Raw genomic sequence first — 17,848 nt, forward strand, 5'->3', positions numbered from 1 at the left:
AGGAAATTTGAGTGGCTATAACATCTATTGACGGCAAAAGATTCGCCGAAATGGTCATACAGGGTGCGAACAGGCTGTCTGCCAACGCTAAATTAGTTGATTCATTAAACGTATTTCCTGTGCCTGATGGTGATACAGGAACAAATATGAATCTTTCCATGACATCAGGTGCTAAAGAAGTGAAAAATAATGTACAGGACCATATTGGTAAGGTTGGTTCTTCTTTAGCTAAAGGATTGTTGATGGGAGCGCGTGGAAACTCAGGCGTTATTTTATCCCAATTATTCAGGGGATTTGCAAAAAATATTGAGCCAAAAGCGACCATTGATGGTAAAGAATTTGCTTTGGCATTTGAAGCTGGTGTAGAAACTGCCTACAAAGCGGTTATGAAACCTGTTGAAGGAACGATCCTGACGGTTGCTAGAGAAGCATCAAAAGCAGGCCTTGCAGCTTCTGAAACGGAAACAAATATCATTGCAATTATGGAAGCTATTTTGAAAGAAGCTAAAGCTTCATTAAAACGTACTCCAGATTTATTGCCAGTGCTTAAAGAAGTAGGCGTAGTAGATAGTGGTGGTCAGGGATTAGTTTTCGTTTATGAAGGATTTCTGGCTGAATTAAAAGGTGAAAAGCTTGCTGAAACACCTGAATCCATGCCTAAGATGGATGAGCTTGTAAAAGCAGAGCATCATATCAATGTTCAGGGACATATGAAAACAGAAGATATCGAATTTGGATATTGCACAGAGTTCATGGTCCGTTTTGAACCTGAAAAGATTGCTGAGAATCCTTTCAATGAAGAGCAGTTCAGAAATGACTTGAGCCAGTACGGTGATTCCCTGCTTGTCATTGCAGATGATGATATCGTAAAAGTCCATGTTCATGCAGAAAATCCTGGGAACTGTTTAAATTACGCTCAACAATACGGCAGCTTGATTAAAATCAAAATCGAGAATATGCGTGAACAGCATTCAACGATTTTAAATGAAACTGCGAATGACTTACGAGAAACTGCACCTGTAAAAACAGAGAAGAAAGATTTTGGTGTAGTAGCGATTGCTATGGGCGAAGGAATTGCTGATTTGTTCAGAAGCATCGGTGCAGATGTGGTGATTGAAGGCGGACAAACTATGAACCCTTCAACTGAAGATATCGTAAAAGCAATTGAATCTGTTAATGCAGATCATGTATACATCCTTCCAAATAATAAAAATATTATTATGGCAGCTGAACAGGCTTCCGATGTAATGGAAAAGGCTGTTACAGTGATTCCAAGTAAGACGATACCTCAAGGGTTAACTGCCTTGTTGTCCTTTAATCCTGCTGCTTCAGCAAGCGAGAATGAAGGTATAATGAAAGACGCGCTGGAGAGTGTTATAACAGGACAAGTTACGTTTGCGGTACGTGACACAAACATTGAAGGTCTTGAAATCGAGAAAAACGACTATATGGGCCTAATTGATGGTAAGATAAAAGTGAAAAACAAGGATAGAGTGGAAGCGGCTAAACAGGTGCTTGAAAACATTCTGGATGATGCTGAAATCTTAACGATTCTTTATGGTGAAGAGAGCTCACAGGATGAAGTGGACCGTCTAGTTCAATACTGTGCGGATAGCTACCCAGAAGTAGAAGTTGAAGTGCATAACGGAAAACAGCCGTTGTACTCCTATATTTTTGCTGCTGAATAAAAAGCATATATAAATCATCACATTAATAGAAGGGGGATACCCCTTCTATTTCAGTATGTAAAGATTTTTTAATTTTTACTGGGAGAGGATTAGAAATGAAATATAAAAGTGGATTTGATATAATCGGCCCAATCATGGTTGGCCCTTCCAGTTCTCATACGGCTGGGGCTGCACGAATAGGACGGGTGGCGAGAAGCCTGTTTAATAGACAGCCTAAATGGGCGATTATTTCATTTTATGGTTCATTTGCCAAAACGTACAAGGGACATGGAACCGATGTCGCCATTGTGGCTGGGTTATTAGATTTCGATACTTCGGATACACGTCTTATTCAATCTCTTGACATAGCAAAAGAGCAGAACATAGAAATCACATTTGTAGAAGAAGATGCTATAACAGATCATCCAAATACAGCCAGAATTAGAATGGGCGATGATGCCGGAGAAATGGAATTAGTCGGCATTTCGATTGGCGGTGGAAAAATAGAAATACTTGAACTGAATGGCTTTGAATTACGCTTATCAGGCCATCACCCGGCCATTTTAGTTGTACACGACGATCGTTTCGGAGCTATAGCAAGTGTTTCTAATATCCTAGCCAAGCATGAAATTAATATTGGTCATATGGAAGTATCGCGAAAAGATGTAGGAAAAATGGCTCTAATGACAATAGAGGTCGATCAAAATATCGGTGATGATATAGTAGAGGAAATTTCATTGCTGAATCATGTGACACAAGTTACAAAAGTTTCAGATTAAAAGCAGACTACCCTTTATTAGGAGGTTACTGTATGTTTCGCAATGTTGCCGAATTAGTTAAACTTGCTGAAAATAAAGGTGAGAAGATATTTGACATGATTCAGCAGGGAATGAAGTGCATCGTTATATCAAAGGAAACGCTTATCAGGCAGATGAATCAAATTCTAGCCGTTTTGGAACAAGCTATCGAAAGAGGATGGGATGACATTCGTTCTCATTTACGGTTTAGCATCCTCTGTGATGAAAGAAATAAAGCAATGGTTAACATCGGACAAATGTTGCCGATAGCATTGCATGAAACAGCTCAAGGTGGATTAGCTGCTACACTAACGGGCAAAGAAATGAATGAAAAATACTTAGGATTTCAAAGGATATAAAATGAGTAGACTAAACGATTTATCAGTAGATACAATAAAGGGGATAGGACCTGAATCCGCTCTACAGCTTAATAATCTTGGCATCTATACAGTTGCAGATCTGCTTGAATATTTTCCGTATCGCTATGAAGATTTTCGAATTAAAGATATCGTGGAAGCAGCCCATGATGAACGTCTAACGATTGAGGGTGTTATTCAATCAGCCCCAAATTTAACCTATTTCGGACGAAAAAAATCCCGCTTAAATGTTAAGCTTTTAACGGGACGCCACATTATTACTGTTACATTCTTCAATCAACCCTATATGAAAAACAAATTAAAACTGAATGAAACGATAACGGTAACAGGGAAATGGGATAAAAACCGTTTAACCCTGACGGCATCTGAATATAAACTGGGTTCAGAGGCGAGGGAACAGGAATTTGAACCAGTTTATCATACAAAAGGTGATATCTCTGTCAAATCACTGCGCAAATGGATTAAAAATGCGTATCTTGCTCATAGAGAAGATCTTGTAGAAATTTTACCTGAACATTATCTTACCCAATATAAATTACCGGAAAGAGGTCTTGCTTTACGTTACTTGCATTTTCCTCAGAACGCCGCTGAAGTAAAGCATGCACACAGGAGATTTGTCTACGAGGAATTTTTATTGTTTCAAATTAAAATGCAGGCCCTTAGGAAAGTTAAAAGGGAAAATTCAAATGGACAGTCTCATATGTACGATAATACGAAATTGAAGAAGTTTATCGCTTCTTTACCATTTGAGCTGACAGATGCTCAAAAAAAGGTCGTAAATGAAATTGCGCAGGATTTACGGTCTCCTTATCGTATGAATCGACTGCTCCAGGGGGATGTTGGTTCTGGAAAAACGGTAGTGGCAGCAATCCTTCTTTATGCTGTAGTGACTGCCGGGTATCAAGGCGCCTTAATGGTACCGACTGAAATTTTGGCAGAGCAGCATGCCAATTCCCTGTTTGAACTTCTGCAGCCCTTTGGTGTAAATGTAGCTCTGCTAACATCGAGTGTGAAGGGAAAACGCCGGAGAGAAATGATGGAGATGCTTGAACAAGGTGAAATCGATATATTAATAGGAACACATGCTTTAATACAAAAGGATGTTAATTTCAAAAACCTCGGCCTTGTCATTACAGATGAACAACATCGGTTTGGTGTGGAGCAACGTCGTATATTGAGGGAAAAAGGGGAGAGTCCCGATGTATTATTCATGACCGCTACGCCTATTCCCAGAACTCTTGCGATAACGGTGTTTGGTGAAATGGATGTATCAATCATTGATCAAATGCCATCTGGAAGGAAAAAGATAGAAACGTATTGGGCCAAGCATAATATGTTAGACAGAATTCTGGCATTTATGAGCAAGGAATTGGACAATGGACGGCAGGCATATGTGATTTGTCCACTGATTGAGGAATCAGAAAAGCTGGATTTGCAAAATGTATTGGATGTTCATACGGCTATGACACAGTATTTTAGCCCGAAATATTCTGTTGGGCTTATGCATGGTAAGCTCCATTCAGATGAAAAGGATGAAATCATGCGCGGTTTCGGAAATAATGATATTCAAGTCCTCGTATCAACGACCGTCGTGGAAGTGGGGGTGAATGTGCCTAATGCGACTGTGATGGTGATTTATGATGCCGAAAGATTTGGTTTGTCGCAGCTTCATCAATTAAGAGGCCGTGTAGGACGGGGTGCAGAACAATCCTATTGTATCTTAATAGCAGACCCAAAAACAGAGGTGGGAATTGAACGGTTGAATGCAATGTGCGATACAACTGATGGTTTCGCATTGAGTGAGAAGGATTTAGAGTTAAGAGGACCAGGGGACTTTTTTGGCAGAAAGCAGAGTGGGGTACCTGAATTTAAGATAGCAGACATGGTGCATGACTACCGCGCGCTTGAAACGGCCAGGAAGGATGCTGAAGAATTAATTTCCGGAAATGAATTCTGGACTGACGAAAAGTATAAATATCTAAGAGATTATCTGGCTGGCTCTGGGGTTCTAGAGGGAGAGAAATTAGATTGATTAACAGATTGCATGATAACCCGAAAAATTCTTGCAATCTGGTTTTTTAAATTATATACTACTATTAGTACCTAGTCATAATACTTCGGAAGGTGAAGGTTTTTGAAAAGAAACAAGAAGGATAGACAAGCTATATTAAAGGATATGATACAGGATAATCCTTTTATTACCGATGAGGAATTGGCTGAACAATTAAAGGTTAGTATCCAAACGATTCGTCTGGATCGCCTCGAACTATCCATCCCGGAATTGAGAGAAAGAATAAAGTCTGTCGCCGAGAAAAGAATGACAGACGAGATTAAATCTTTACCTGTTGATGAAATAATCGGGGATATTATTGATCTTGATTTAGATAACAGTGCTATTTCCTTGTTGGATATAAAACCTGAACATGTATTTAAGAGAAATAAAATAGCCAGAGGGCATCATTTATTCGCACAAGCCAATTCATTGGCCGTTGCGGTAACTAATGAGGAACTGGCGTTAACAGCAAAAGCTGCCATCCACTTCACAAAATCTGTGTATGAAGGCGATCGTGTGATTGCCAAAGCCAAAGTTATTGAAGTGGATAACGATAAAGGAAGATCCCTGATTACTGTGCATAGCTATGTAGGTAAGGAGCTTGTATTTAAAGGGGAGTTTTCCATGTACCGAACGACTACAGAGAAAAAGGATGAACAAGAATGAAAATTGCATTAGATGCTATGGGTGGAGACCACGGACCAAAAGAGTCTGTGAAAGGCGCAGAAAAAGCGATTAACTCTTTCCCGGAACTAGAAATTATGCTTATTGGCGATGAAGCTGAAATTAAAAAGCATTTAACTTCAGATGAACGGATAACCATTATCCATACGAATGAGGTTATAACTGGTGATGATGAACCGGTAAGAGCCGTGCGAAGAAAGAAAAATGCCTCTATGGTACTTGCTGCTCAGTATGTAAAAGATGGACAGGCCGATGCGTGCATCTCAGCAGGAAATACGGGAGCTCTAATGGCCGCAGGTCTCTTTGTGGTTGGAAGAATTGATGGAATTGATCGACCTGCACTTAGCCCAACATTACCGACAATTGATGGAAAAGGATTTGTTCTGTTGGATGTGGGAGCCAATGCTGATGCGAAGCCGGAGCATCTTTACCAATATGGCTTGATGGGGTCTGTTTATGCTGAGAAGGTCCGCAATATTGAAAAACCGCGAGTTGGTTTATTGAATATTGGTACCGAGGATAAAAAAGGAAATGAGCTTACCAAGCAGGCATTTGCTTTATTGAAGGATGCTGACTTTAATTTTATCGGTAATGTGGAAGCTCGGGATTTGTTAAATGGAGTAGCTGATGTTGTCGTAACCGACGGGTTTACCGGAAACATGGTTTTAAAAACAACTGAAGGTACGGCTTCTGCTTTATTTAAAATGTTAAAAGAAGCGATGATGGTCGATCTAAAGAGCAAACTGGCCGCAGCTGTTTTAAAGCCAGGGTTTAAAGAACTGAAAAATAAGCTGGATTACTCTGAATACGGTGGTGCAGGTCTATTTGGATTAAAAGCTCCTGTCATAAAAGCACATGGTTCCTCAGATGCAAATGCATTCTATAATGCCATTCGTCAGGCGAAAATCATGGTAGAACATCATGTTGCAGAAACGATTCATGAGGCAATAAAATAAACGAAGAAAAGGGAACGAATGTAAGGGGACGAATAGTAAGGGGGATATGATGACTAAATTTGCTTTTATTTTTCCGGGTCAGGGCTCACAAACTGTAGGTATGGGAAAAGATGCTTACGACAATTATCAAAATGTGAAAAATCTCTTTTTAAAAGCAGATGAATGCTTGGCTGAAGAGTTCAGTAAGCTTATTTTCGAAGGACCGCAAGAGAAATTGACACGTACATACAATGCTCAGCCGAGTCTGTTAATTACAAGTTTAGCGCTTCTTAGCGTATTTCGTGAAATGTCTGATTTAAAACCTGATTATATGGCAGGCCACAGCCTGGGTGAATATACGGCTTATGCTGCAGCTGGGTCCATTCAATACGAGGATGCGGTAAAACTCGTACGAAATCGAGGCTTATATATGGAGCAGGCTGTTCCATCTGGGATAGGCACGATGAGTGCTATTCTTGGTATGGATGAGTCAAGTCTAGAAGAAGTAACGAAAACGATAACGAATCAAGGTGAACCTGTACAATTAGCAAACTTAAATTCCCCAGGCCAAATTATTATCTCTGGAACAATGGATGGGGTAAGATTGGCAGGAGAGCTTGCAAAGGAAAAAGGAGCAAAGAGAGTGCTTCCCCTGGAAGTCAGCGGTCCTTTTCACTCTTCGTTGATGAAACCCGCAGCGAGTAAGCTTGCGGATACACTCAATACAATAGAAATTAGGACTCCTGATTATCCAATCATATCGAACTATACGGGAACCCTAGCTGGAACAGGTAATGAAATAAAAGACAGTCTGGTCAAACAGCTGTATTCTCCAGTGAAATGGCAGCAATCTGTTGAGTATATGATTCATGAAGGTGTGACAACCTTTATCGAATTTGGTCCTGGAACTGTTCTTTCAGGCCTAGTTAAGAAAATCAACCGTGGTGTTAAAGTATACTCAGTCAAAGATATTGAATCATGTAAAAATGTGGTCAGTTCACTTGATGCGGAGGTTAAAGCAAATGGGTAAATTGGATGGGAAAATTGCGCTTGTGACGGGCGCATCTAGAGGAATCGGTCGTGCCATTGCTATTGCTCTGGCAAAAGAAGGGGCTTCAGTTGCTGTTAATTATGCCGGGAACAGCGAAAAAGCTGAAAATGTTGTTAAAGAAATAACGGAGATTGGCAGAGAAGCAATATCCATCCAGGGGGATGTGACAAATGCTGAGTCTGTTACTGATATGGTGAAAATTGTAACTGAAAAATTTGGCAAGATTGATATTTTGATAAATAATGCAGGAATCACACGTGACAATTTGTTGATCCGTATGAAGGAAGATGATTGGGATTCTGTCATCAATACAAACTTAAAAGGTGTTTTCCTTTGTACAAAAGCTGTATCCAGGCAAATGATGAAGCAAAGGCAGGGACGGATTATTAATATTTCGTCTGTGGTGGGTGTGAGCGGAAATGCCGGTCAGGCCAATTATGTAGCTGCTAAATCAGGAGTCATAGGGTTAACCAAAACATCGGCTAAAGAATTGGCAACACGTGGGATTACTGTAAATGCGATTGCCCCTGGATTTATTGAAACAGATATGACCAATGCATTAACGGAGAATGTTGGAGAGCAAATGTTGAAGCAAATACCATTGGGCCGATTTGGTAAGCCGGAAGACGTGGCTAAAACAGCTGTTTTCCTGGCTGCGGAAGATTCCGGATATATTACTGGCCAAACGATTCATGTCGATGGCGGAATGGTTATGTAATAACTCAAAGATTGAATATGTCGATTAACCCTTGTACAATATACTAGATGCAATCTTGAAGGGAGGTGAAGTTGTGTCAGACGTATTAGAGAAAGTATCTAAAATAATCGTAGATCGCCTTGGTGTAGATGAATCCGAAGTAACACTTGAAGCTTCTTTTAAAGATGATCTTGGTGCTGATTCCCTTGATGTTGTGGAATTGGTTATGGAACTTGAAGATGAATTCGGTATGGAAATTTCAGATGATGATGCTGAAAAAATTTCAACAGTTGGCGATGCTGTGAACTACATAAAAAGCCAAAACTAATTAGTTCTTATGAAAAGCTCCGTATAAATACGGGGCTTTTCATGCTATTATAATAAAAGCCTGTATATATCAAAGAATTTCGTTATCAATTTGTACCTTTTCCAATTCTTTGGATTTATATATACTAAAATGTGAGAAACTTTTTAGTCAGATTTAGCAGGGGGTCAATATGCAGAAGAGTAAAAGAAAGATAAACAATGATGCAGATTTTATCGCATTTCAGGATCGGCTTGGTGTTTCATTTGAAAACATCAATTTATTAAAACAAGCATTTACACATTCATCCTATGTGAATGAGCATCGTCGCAAGCCATATGAAGATAACGAACGATTGGAATTTTTGGGGGATGCGGTATTGGAATTGACTGTATCACAATTTTTATACAAAAAATTCAATACGATGAGTGAAGGAGAATTAACAAAGCTTAGAGCTGCTATCGTTTGTGAGCCTTCACTTGTTAAGTTTGCCACTGAATATTCCTTTGGTCCTTTAATATTACTTGGAAAAGGGGAAGAAATGACTGGAGGAAGGGAACGTCCGGCTCTTCTGGCAGATGTCTTTGAGGCTTTTATCGGGGCATTATATTTAGACCAGGGGTTAGATGTCGTAATTGAGTTCCTCAAAAAATCAGTCTATCCAAAAATAGATAACGGTGCTTTTTCTCATGTGATGGATTTTAAGAGCCAGTTACAGGAATTGGTTCAGAAAGACGGAATTGGTACATTGGAATACAAAATTCTTAATGAAAAAGGTCCTGCACACAACAGAGAATTTATCGCCAGAGTATCCTTGAATGGGAAGGAATTTGGAGCAGGTAAGGGCAAATCGAAAAAAGAAGCAGAACAACATGCTGCGCAGCAAGCATTGATGCACTTGCAGAAAAGCAGTAAATAAATGATTAAAAGGCAGTTGGGTACCATGTCAGAAGATAAACAATTGTTTTTGAAACGATTGGATATAGTAGGTTTCAAATCTTTTGCTGAACGCATTTCCGTTGAATTTGTTTCGGGTGTAACTGCTGTAGTAGGTCCGAATGGAAGCGGAAAAAGCAATATCACAGATTCAATCCGTTGGGTGTTGGGTGAACAATCTGCAAAATCGTTGAGGGGCTCCAAAATGGAGGATATTATTTTTGCTGGAAGTGACTCCAGAAAGGCTCTTAACTTTGCAGAGGTTACACTTACATTAAATAATGAAAGTCAGTTCCTTCCGATTGATTTCCATGAAGTTAGTGTCACAAGAAGGGTGACCCGTTCTGGTGACAGTGACTTTTTCATTAATAAAAAACCATGTCGTTTGAAAGACATCGTTGATTTATTCATGGATTCAGGACTTGGGAAGGAAGCTTTTTCAATTATAAGCCAAGGGAAAGTAGAAGAGATTTTAAGCAGTAAAGCGGAGGAACGCCGCACTATATTTGAAGAAGCAGCTGGTGTATTAAAATATAAAACAAGGAAGAAGAAAGCGGAGGTTAAGCTTGAGGAAACAAGGGCTAACCTGAACCGTGTTCATGATATTTTACATGAACTGGAGGGACAGGTGGAGCCACTCAAGATACAGGCATCCATTGCCCGCGATTATCTTCAGCAAAAAGAGGAACTTGAGGAATTTGAAGCTGCCTTGCTTGTATATGAAATTGAAGTCCTTCACGAAAAATGGACTTCGTTATCAAAGCAGCTTGAAGAGCATCAAATAAAGGATTCTGAATTCAGTTTATTAATTCAGAAAAAGGAATCCGCAGTAGAAGCGACTCGCTTGCAGTTGACTGAGCTAGATAATCGTATTCAGTCTTTACAGTCTACTTTGTTATCTGTCAGTGAAGAACTTGAAAAGGTAGAAGGCCGTAAACAAGTTTTAATTGAAAGAATGAAGAATGCAAGCCAAAACAAGCAGCATCTTGAAAAAAGTCTGCAAAACTGGCGAGATAAATTGATTCAGGTCTCACGTATCCGAGATGAAAAAGTGGGTACATTGCATCTTCTTCAGGCAGAAACGAAAAACTTTAAACAAAAATTACAGGAAAAACAAAATTTGCTTAGTAACTTTGCGGGAGACCTGGAAGCTAAAATTGATGCTCTGAAAAGTGAGTATATTGAACAGTTAAACCAACAGGCTGCGGCGAAACATGAGCTGACCTATTTAGAACAGCAATTAAGCCAACAGCAAAGTAAGCATGCAAAATTAAATTTTGATAATGGGAAATTATTGTCTTCTAGGGAACAGGTGACGGCTCGCTTGAAAGAAACGGAAATCCGACTCCATGCCGTTCAGCAGGATCTAGAGAATCAAATTTATCGTTATCGTGAATTACAGCATTCGCATGAAAATTTAAAAACCCAATATGAAAAACAGGAAAAAACTCTTTATCAGGCATATCAATATTTGCAAAAAGCAAAATCAAGAAAAGAAATGCTTGAAGAAATGGAAGAGGATTACTCCGGATTTTTCCAGGGTGTAAAAGAAATTCTTAAAGAAAAGAATAAAAACTTACATGGAATTGAAGGCGCTATTGCTGAATTACTTAATGTGCCGAAGGATTATGCGGTTGCCATTGAGACTGCTCTGGGTGGAGCCCTGCAAAATATTGTGGTGGAAGAAGAACATCATGCACGTACAGCGATTGCTTTCTTAAAACGCAATCGACTTGGAAGAGCTACGTTCTTGCCTTTATCCACAATAAAAGGTAAGTCTGTCCCATCTCAGGTTTTACAGACTGCTGGGTCTCATCACGCTTTTATTGGGCTTGCTTCTAATCTTGTTCAGTATGATGAGAAGTATAAAGAAGTCATGACGAGTCTTTTGGGAAATGTTTTTATTGTTCAGGATTTGGTCGGAGCTAATGAAATCGCAAAGCTTACAGGATATCGATATAGAATTGTTACCCTGGAAGGGGATATTGTCAGTCCAGGTGGAGCAATGACAGGTGGAGCGAACAGACAGTCGGGTTCATCTATTCTTTCACGTAAGGGAGAAAAAGAGGAGCTTGTTGAAAAAATCGCCCAAATGGACGAGCAGACAGCCAAGCTGGAAGCTCATGTAAAGAAAATAAAAGCAGATTTGGCTGATTCTGAGAAACAAGTCACCCGTCTTCGTGAAGCTGGTGAAACGCTTCGTTTGAATGAAGAATCTATTAAAGGGCAAATAAGAGAGCTGCAGCTTGAAGAACGCAATGTCAATGAACGATTAACGATTTATGATATGGAAAAATCGTCACTTGATGAAGAACGCCATATGAAAGAAAGTCGTATAAAGGAATTGGTAAACAGTCTCTCCTCCTATGAACAATCCATTAAACAAATGGATGCTGATATTAGCAGGTATACCGAGCAAAAGCAGATGGATCAATCGAGCAAGGATTCCCTCGTAGAGGAATTGAATGAATTAAAGATTCAATTAGCATCAAAAACCGAACAGCTTCAGCATCAGCAAAATGAAGTAGAGCGGTTGACATCAGAATTAAATGAGGTAAAACAAAACATTCGTGATAATGAAGAAGACCTTTCCCTGTTAAATGGTGAAATGTCATCAAGCTCCACAGGTGAAACTAATCTGGAACAAACTGCAGCAGAGAAGCTGGAACAAAAGGAACAAGCGGTTCGTGAAATTGAAGCTTCACGAGCAAAGCGACAGGAACTATTAGAGCTTGTTGAAGAAAATGAAATGGAACTAAAAGAGTGGAAACGCCAGCATAGAGGACTATCAGAAACATTAAAAGATGAAGAGATTAAACTCAATCGTTTAGATGTGGAAATGGACACCCGTTTGGATACGCTTCGGGAGGAATATGCACTTACCTTTGAGGCAGCTAAAGAACAATATCCACTTACGGTTGAACCTGAAGAAGCAAAACGGAAAGTGAAATTAATTAAGCTTTCTATCGAAGAGCTTGGTACAGTGAATATTGGAGCGATTGAAGAATATGATCGCGTTTCAGAGCGATATGAATTTTTAACAGCTCAAAGAGATGATTTGCAGGAAGCAAAAGATACATTGTTTGATGTGATTGATGAAATGGATGAAGAAATGAAGCGCCGTTTCGAGATTACCTTCAATGCAATTAAGAAAGAATTCAATTTGGTGTTCCCTTCACTGTTTGGCGGAGGTCGAGCAGAGCTCAAGTTGACAGATCCAGAGGACATACTAAATACCGGTGTGGATATCATTGCGCAGCCTCCTGGTAAAAAGCTGCAAAATCTCAGTTTATTATCAGGTGGGGAACGTGCGCTAACAGCCATCGCTCTTTTGTTCGCTATTTTACGCGTAAGACCGGTTCCGTTTTGTATATTGGATGAAGTGGAAGCGGCGCTTGATGAAGCGAACGTGTACCGTTTCAGCCAATACTTAAAGCAATTTAGTAAAGAAACGCAATTTATCGTAATCACGCACCGCAAGGGAACAATGGAAGAAGCGGACGTCCTGTATGGTGTTACCATGCAGGAATCAGGAGTTTCGAAGCTTGTTTCTGTCCGGTTAGAGGAATCAAAGGAATTAATTGAATCAACTTAAAGGTGGTAAATACATGAGTTTTTTTAAGAAGCTAAAAGAAAAATTTAGTGAACAAACAACTAGTACATCTGAAAAGTTTAAACAGGGATTGACTAAAACAAGAAATTCATTTTCCGAAAAGGTCAATGATTTAGTTGCCCGCTACAGAGAAGTGGATGAAGACTTTTTTGAAGAGCTTGAAGATGTCATGATTCAGGCGGATATCGGTGTTGAAACCGTAATGGAATTGATTGATAAGCTGAAATTTGAAGTGAAACGCCGCAATATAAAAGATACAAAAGATGTACGAAGCGTTATTTCTGAGAAGCTTGTTGAAATTTATCAGGCTGGTGAGGAGAAATCCAATGCTGTAAACATCCAGAACGATCAACTGACAGTTATCTTGTTTGTTGGTGTGAATGGTGTCGGTAAAACGACAACGATTGGAAAACTTGCTCATAAATATAAGAGTGAGGGTAAAAAGGTCCTTTTGGCAGCAGGAGATACTTTCCGTGCCGGTGCGATTGAACAATTAGAAGTATGGGGCCACCGGGTTGGTGTAGAGGTCATTAAGCAGGGAGCAGGTTCAGATCCGGCTGCTGTTATGTTTGATGCTGTACAGGCTGCTAAATCACGTAAAGCGGATATCCTTCTATGTGACACAGCGGGAAGACTTCAAAATAAGGTTAACCTTATGAAAGAGCTTGAAAAGGTTAAGAAGGTTATTGAACGGGAAGTACCGGGTGCACCGCATGAAGTGTTGTTGGTTCTCGATGCCACCACTGGACAGAATGCGTTAATTCAAACCAAAACATTTAAGGAAGCAACTGATGTTTCCGGGATTGTATTAACAAAGCTAGATGGAACAGCGAAAGGCGGAATTGTCATCGCCATTCGAAATGAGCTCGGCATTCCAGTTAAATTCGCTGGCCTGGGTGAGCAAATGGATGATTTACAGGAATTCGATGCAGAACAATTTGTATATGGATTATTTGCCGAGTTAGTAGATGAAGCAGAAGAGTAAACAATTATTTTGAAGGGAAGAGCCAGTGTTTATACGGGCTCTTTTCTCTTTTACGGAGCCTATGTCGTAATTTTAGAGGATTTTTAGACAGGGATAATCATTCGGGAAAAGGCAGTTGGTTCGAAAGGAGCAAGGATAGAAGAGATTTGACCATTGGTGTCACCTTGGATTAATCTATCTTTTTAAATAAAAACTGCGCTCTTTTGCATGTGTTTTTAAAACTGAAATATGACAGTAAAGCATTGGTAATACAAGCCTTGCCTCTTCAGGAAAGGGTTCTTGACATTCTTTGATTTTCCGATTAAACTTGTATATTGTAAAGGTATTTCACTTAACAGAGTTGGAGGGTCAGTAATGCTCGAGAAAACAATGCGGATGAATTACCTATATGACTTCTATCAATCATTGCTGACACCAAAGCAAAAAAGTTATATGTCTCTTTATTATCTGGACGATTATTCCCTGGGTGAAATTGCCGATGAATATGAGGTGAGCCGCCAGGCCGTTTATGATAATATTAAGCGAACAGAAGCGATGCTTGAAGAATACGAGGCTAAGCTTTTACTGTTTTATAAATCACAGGAACGCAGCCTTTTGCTCAATAAGTTAGGAAGTTTAACAGAACAGATGAATGAAAATGATGTTAAAGAACAACTGATTGAGATTATAGCATCTCTTGAAAAGTTAGATTAGGAGGCGGCATAATGGCATTTGAAGGTTTAGCCGACCGACTGCAGGGCACTTTGCAAAGAATCCGAGGCAAGGGTAAAGTGACGGAAGCTGATGTAAAAGAAATGATGAGAGAAGTAAAGCTCGCACTTCTTGAAGCAGACGTTAACTTTAAAGTAGTTAAGGATTTTATCAAACGTGTCAATGAAAGGGCTATTGGTCAAGAAGTTTTAAAGAGCTTGACACCTGGTCAACAGGTAATCAAGGTCGTTAAGGAAGAATTGACGGAATTAATGGGTGGCGAACAAAGCAAGATTGCTGTTTCAAATCGTCCTCCAACTGTTATCCTTATGGTTGGTTTACAGGGTGCCGGTAAAACAACAACCACAGGTAAACTGGCTAATCTGCTCCGCAAGAAATATAATCGTAAACCAATGCTAGTTGCAGCCGATATTTATCGTCCCGCAGCAATTAAGCAGCTTGAAACTTTAGGCGGTCAGCTCTCTATGCCTGTCTTTTCTTTGGGAGATCAAGTGAGTCCTGTAGAAATTGCCAAGCAAGGGGTTGCCAAAGCTAAAGAAGAGCATTGCGATTATGTTTTAGTCGATACAGCAGGGCGTTTGCATATTGATGAAAATCTGATGGGCGAATTGGCTGAAATTAAAGAAGCTGTAAAACCAGATGAGATTTTCTTAGTTGTAGATGCCATGACAGGACAGGATGCGGTCACTGTAGCTAAAAGCTTTAACGACCAACTCGAAATCACCGGTGTTATTTTAACCAAATTGGATGGAGATACACGTGGTGGTGCAGCATTATCAATTCGTTCAGTAGCTGAAAAACCGATTAAGTTTGTCGGTATGGGTGAAAAGATGGATGCATTAGAGCCATTCCACCCGGAACGAATGGCTTCAAGGATTCTAGGGATGGGCGATGTTCTCACGCTGATTGAGAAGGCCCAAACTGATGTTGATGAGGAGAAAGCACGCGAACTCGAGAAGAAGATGCGTACAAACTCTTTCACATTTGATGATTTCCTCGAACAGCTAGCACAGGTCAAAAAAATGGGACCGCTGGATGACATTTTAAAAATGCTTCCAGGTGCAAACAAAATTAAAGGGATGAACAATCTTTCCATTGATGATAAGCAAATTGCTCATGTTGAGGCAATCATTCAATCAATGACGAAGAAAGAGAAGGATCAGCCTGAAATTATTAATGCCAGCAGACGTAAACGGATTGCTAAAGGAAGCGGAAGACCGATTCAGGAAGTAAACCGACTTCTAAAGCAATTTGAAGACATGAAGAAGTTGATGAAGCAAATGACTGGCATGCAGCAAAAAGGTAAGAAAAAAGGCGGCTTTAAGCTACCTTTTATGTAAAAAAATATGGGTGTTAAGAAAAAACACTTTACAAGGGTATATTGATTTGGTAATATACTATCTTGTGTGATACTATTCGGAGGTGCAAGTATAAAATGGCAGTAAAAATTCGTTTAAAACGTATGGGAGCTAAAAAGACTCCTTTCTATCGTATTGTAGTAGCAGATTCTCGTTCTCCTCGTGACGGTCGTTTCATTGAGACAGTTGGAACTTACAACCCAGTTGCAAACCCAGCTGAAGTGAAAATTGACGAGGAACTTACTTTACAATGGCTTCAAAATGGTGCTAAACCATCTGACACAGTTCGTAACTTGTTGTCAAAAGAAGGCATCATGGAAAAATTCCACAACGCGAAGCAAAGCAAGTAATATAAAGGTCCGTTATGATAGAATTGATTGAAACAATCGTAAAGCCTCTTGTCGATCATCCGGATGACGTGACCGTAGCAATGGATGAACAAGCCAATAAGATTGTCTTTACCCTGTCGGTCAATAAGAAAGACATGGGGAAGGTAATCGGCAAACAGGGGCGTGTAGCTAAAGCTATTCGAACAGTAGTGTATACTGCTGCATCCAAGAATGACAAAAAAGTCTATCTGGAAATACGCGATTGAAAAAAGGAGGGAGCAATCCCTCCTTTTTCTTATATATTCATGCATACTCACTAAGGGCTGAGCAAGAGGGCAAGGAGATGAGGTAACGAAGATGTTGCCACAGGATGTGGCGTTTTTAGTCTTCGTTCCTTGAATTAGGCCCTTCAGCTTTTGGTTGTCATCCAGCTTCATGAGCTAGGAGTTCGGGACATAAGCATAGCCTCTACAGGAGGGCAACAGGATGTTGGACACAAAGACGTTGCGACACGATGTGGCGTTCTTAGTCTTTGTACCTTATCCCCCCTTCCGAGCCTCTGTCTTATGCTCCTCACTCCTGGGCGAGCTCTTTCAGCTTTTGGTTGTCATCTAGCTTCGACGGCTAGAAGCTCAGGACATAAGCATGGTCTCTTCTGGAGGGGAGAGCGCCTCCCTCCGAACCCCTGTCTTATGCTCCTCGCGGGCCTACAGGATGTAGGTCATGAAGACGTTGCCACAGGACGTGGCGAATTTAGTCTTCGTTCCTTGAATATGGGCCCTTCAGCTTTTGGTTGTCATCCAGCTTCGACGGCTAGAAGCTCAGGACATAAGCATGGTCTCTTCGGGAGGGGAGAGCACCTCCCCTCCGAGCCCCTGTCTTATGCTCCTCGCTTCTGGGCGAGCCGTCTCAGCTTTTGGTTGTCATCTAGCTTCGACGGCTAGAAGCTCAGGACATAAGCATGGTCTCTTCTGGAGGGGAGAGCGCCTCCCTCCGAACCCCTGTCTTATGCTCCTCGCGGGCCTACAGGATGTAGGTCATGAAGACGTTGCCACAGGACGTGGCGAATTTAGTCTTCGTTCCTTGAATATGGGCCCTTCAGCTTTTGGTTGTCATCCAGCTTCGACGGCTAGAAGCTCAGGACATAAGCATGGTCTCTTCGGGAGGGGAGAGCACCTCCCCTCCGAGCCCCTGTCTTATGCTCCTCGCTTCTGGGCGAGCCGTCTCAGCTTTTGGTTGTCATCTAGCTTCGGCTCCTAGACCCTCGAGACATAAGTGTAGCCACTGCGGGAGGAAAGGACGCCTCCCTACGTGCCTCCTCTTATGCTTGTCGGGTCTGAACAGTCGCCTC

At 40.6% G+C, this 17,848-nt stretch carries 16 protein-coding genes; all 16 read left to right on the forward strand.

Annotated features, from left to right (window positions below; genetic code table 11):
- Nucleotides 1-11 precede the first annotated feature (11 nt).
- Nucleotides 12-1,688, forward strand: a complete 1,677-nt coding sequence (locus F7984_RS06615) for a DAK2 domain-containing protein (RefSeq protein WP_066100564.1) — start codon at nucleotides 12-14, stop codon at nucleotides 1,686-1,688.
- Nucleotides 1,689-1,783: 95 nt separating this feature from the next.
- Entirely contained in the window at nucleotides 1,784-2,446 is a 663-nt protein-coding gene (sdaAB, locus tag F7984_RS06620) for an L-serine ammonia-lyase, iron-sulfur-dependent subunit beta (RefSeq protein ID WP_140461257.1), read from the forward strand.
- 32 nt (nucleotides 2,447-2,478) lie between these two features.
- Nucleotides 2,479-2,823, forward strand: coding sequence for a hypothetical protein (locus F7984_RS06625; protein ID WP_140461258.1), 345 nt, complete (start codon nucleotides 2,479-2,481; stop codon nucleotides 2,821-2,823).
- Nucleotide 2,824: 1 nt separating this feature from the next.
- A complete protein-coding gene (recG, locus tag F7984_RS06630) occupies nucleotides 2,825-4,873 on the forward strand; it encodes an ATP-dependent DNA helicase RecG (RefSeq protein ID WP_140461259.1) in 2,049 nt (682 codons plus the stop codon).
- A gap of 102 nt (nucleotides 4,874-4,975) precedes the next feature.
- The gene (fapR, locus tag F7984_RS06635) at nucleotides 4,976-5,560 is read left to right on the forward strand and encodes a transcription factor FapR (protein WP_066100552.1); all 585 of its coding nucleotides are present in this window, start codon (nucleotides 4,976-4,978) and stop codon (nucleotides 5,558-5,560) included.
- The gene (gene plsX, locus F7984_RS06640; RefSeq protein WP_066100545.1) at nucleotides 5,557-6,534 is read left to right on the forward strand and encodes a phosphate acyltransferase PlsX; all 978 of its coding nucleotides are present in this window, start codon (nucleotides 5,557-5,559) and stop codon (nucleotides 6,532-6,534) included. The genes fapR and plsX overlap by 4 nt, the downstream gene beginning before the upstream one ends.
- A gap of 49 nt (nucleotides 6,535-6,583) precedes the next feature.
- Nucleotides 6,584-7,543 carry an ACP S-malonyltransferase gene (gene fabD, locus F7984_RS06645; protein WP_066100539.1) on the forward strand — a complete coding sequence of 320 codons (960 nt, stop codon included), beginning with the start codon at nucleotides 6,584-6,586 and terminating at the stop codon, nucleotides 7,541-7,543.
- Nucleotides 7,536-8,282, forward strand: a complete 747-nt coding sequence (fabG, locus tag F7984_RS06650; protein ID WP_066100536.1) for a 3-oxoacyl-[acyl-carrier-protein] reductase — start codon at nucleotides 7,536-7,538, stop codon at nucleotides 8,280-8,282. The genes fabD and fabG overlap by 8 nt, the downstream gene beginning before the upstream one ends.
- A 73-nt stretch (nucleotides 8,283-8,355) precedes the next feature.
- Nucleotides 8,356-8,589: an acyl carrier protein gene (locus F7984_RS06655; RefSeq protein ID WP_066100531.1), complete on the forward strand. Its 234-nt coding sequence runs from the start codon at nucleotides 8,356-8,358 to the stop codon at nucleotides 8,587-8,589.
- A gap of 169 nt (nucleotides 8,590-8,758) precedes the next feature.
- Complete coding sequence (rnc, locus tag F7984_RS06660; RefSeq protein ID WP_066100529.1) at nucleotides 8,759-9,484, forward strand: ribonuclease III; 726 nt, start codon at nucleotides 8,759-8,761, stop codon at nucleotides 9,482-9,484.
- A 42-nt stretch (nucleotides 9,485-9,526) separates the two neighbouring features.
- The gene (gene smc / locus F7984_RS06665; RefSeq protein WP_140461659.1) at nucleotides 9,527-13,096 is read left to right on the forward strand and encodes a chromosome segregation protein SMC; all 3,570 of its coding nucleotides are present in this window, start codon (nucleotides 9,527-9,529) and stop codon (nucleotides 13,094-13,096) included.
- Nucleotides 13,097-13,109: 13 nt separating this feature from the next.
- Entirely contained in the window at nucleotides 13,110-14,099 is a 990-nt protein-coding gene (gene ftsY, locus F7984_RS06670) for a signal recognition particle-docking protein FtsY (RefSeq protein WP_139891264.1), read from the forward strand.
- 354 nt (nucleotides 14,100-14,453) lie between these two features.
- Entirely contained in the window at nucleotides 14,454-14,792 is a 339-nt protein-coding gene (locus tag F7984_RS06675) for a putative DNA-binding protein (RefSeq protein WP_066100523.1), read from the forward strand.
- Between the two features lie 11 nt (nucleotides 14,793-14,803).
- Nucleotides 14,804-16,150, forward strand: coding sequence for a signal recognition particle protein (ffh, locus tag F7984_RS06680; RefSeq protein WP_139891263.1), 1,347 nt, complete (start codon nucleotides 14,804-14,806; stop codon nucleotides 16,148-16,150).
- A 95-nt stretch (nucleotides 16,151-16,245) separates the two neighbouring features.
- Complete coding sequence (gene rpsP / locus F7984_RS06685) at nucleotides 16,246-16,518, forward strand: 30S ribosomal protein S16 (RefSeq protein WP_066100518.1); 273 nt, start codon at nucleotides 16,246-16,248, stop codon at nucleotides 16,516-16,518.
- 14 nt (nucleotides 16,519-16,532) lie between these two features.
- Nucleotides 16,533-16,763, forward strand: coding sequence for a KH domain-containing protein (locus tag F7984_RS06690; protein WP_066100515.1), 231 nt, complete (start codon nucleotides 16,533-16,535; stop codon nucleotides 16,761-16,763).
- Nucleotides 16,764-17,848 lie beyond the last annotated feature (1,085 nt).

Source organism: Pradoshia sp. D12 (genome assembly GCF_008935075.1).
Classification (GTDB): Bacteria; Bacillota; Bacilli; order Bacillales; family Pradoshiaceae; genus Pradoshia.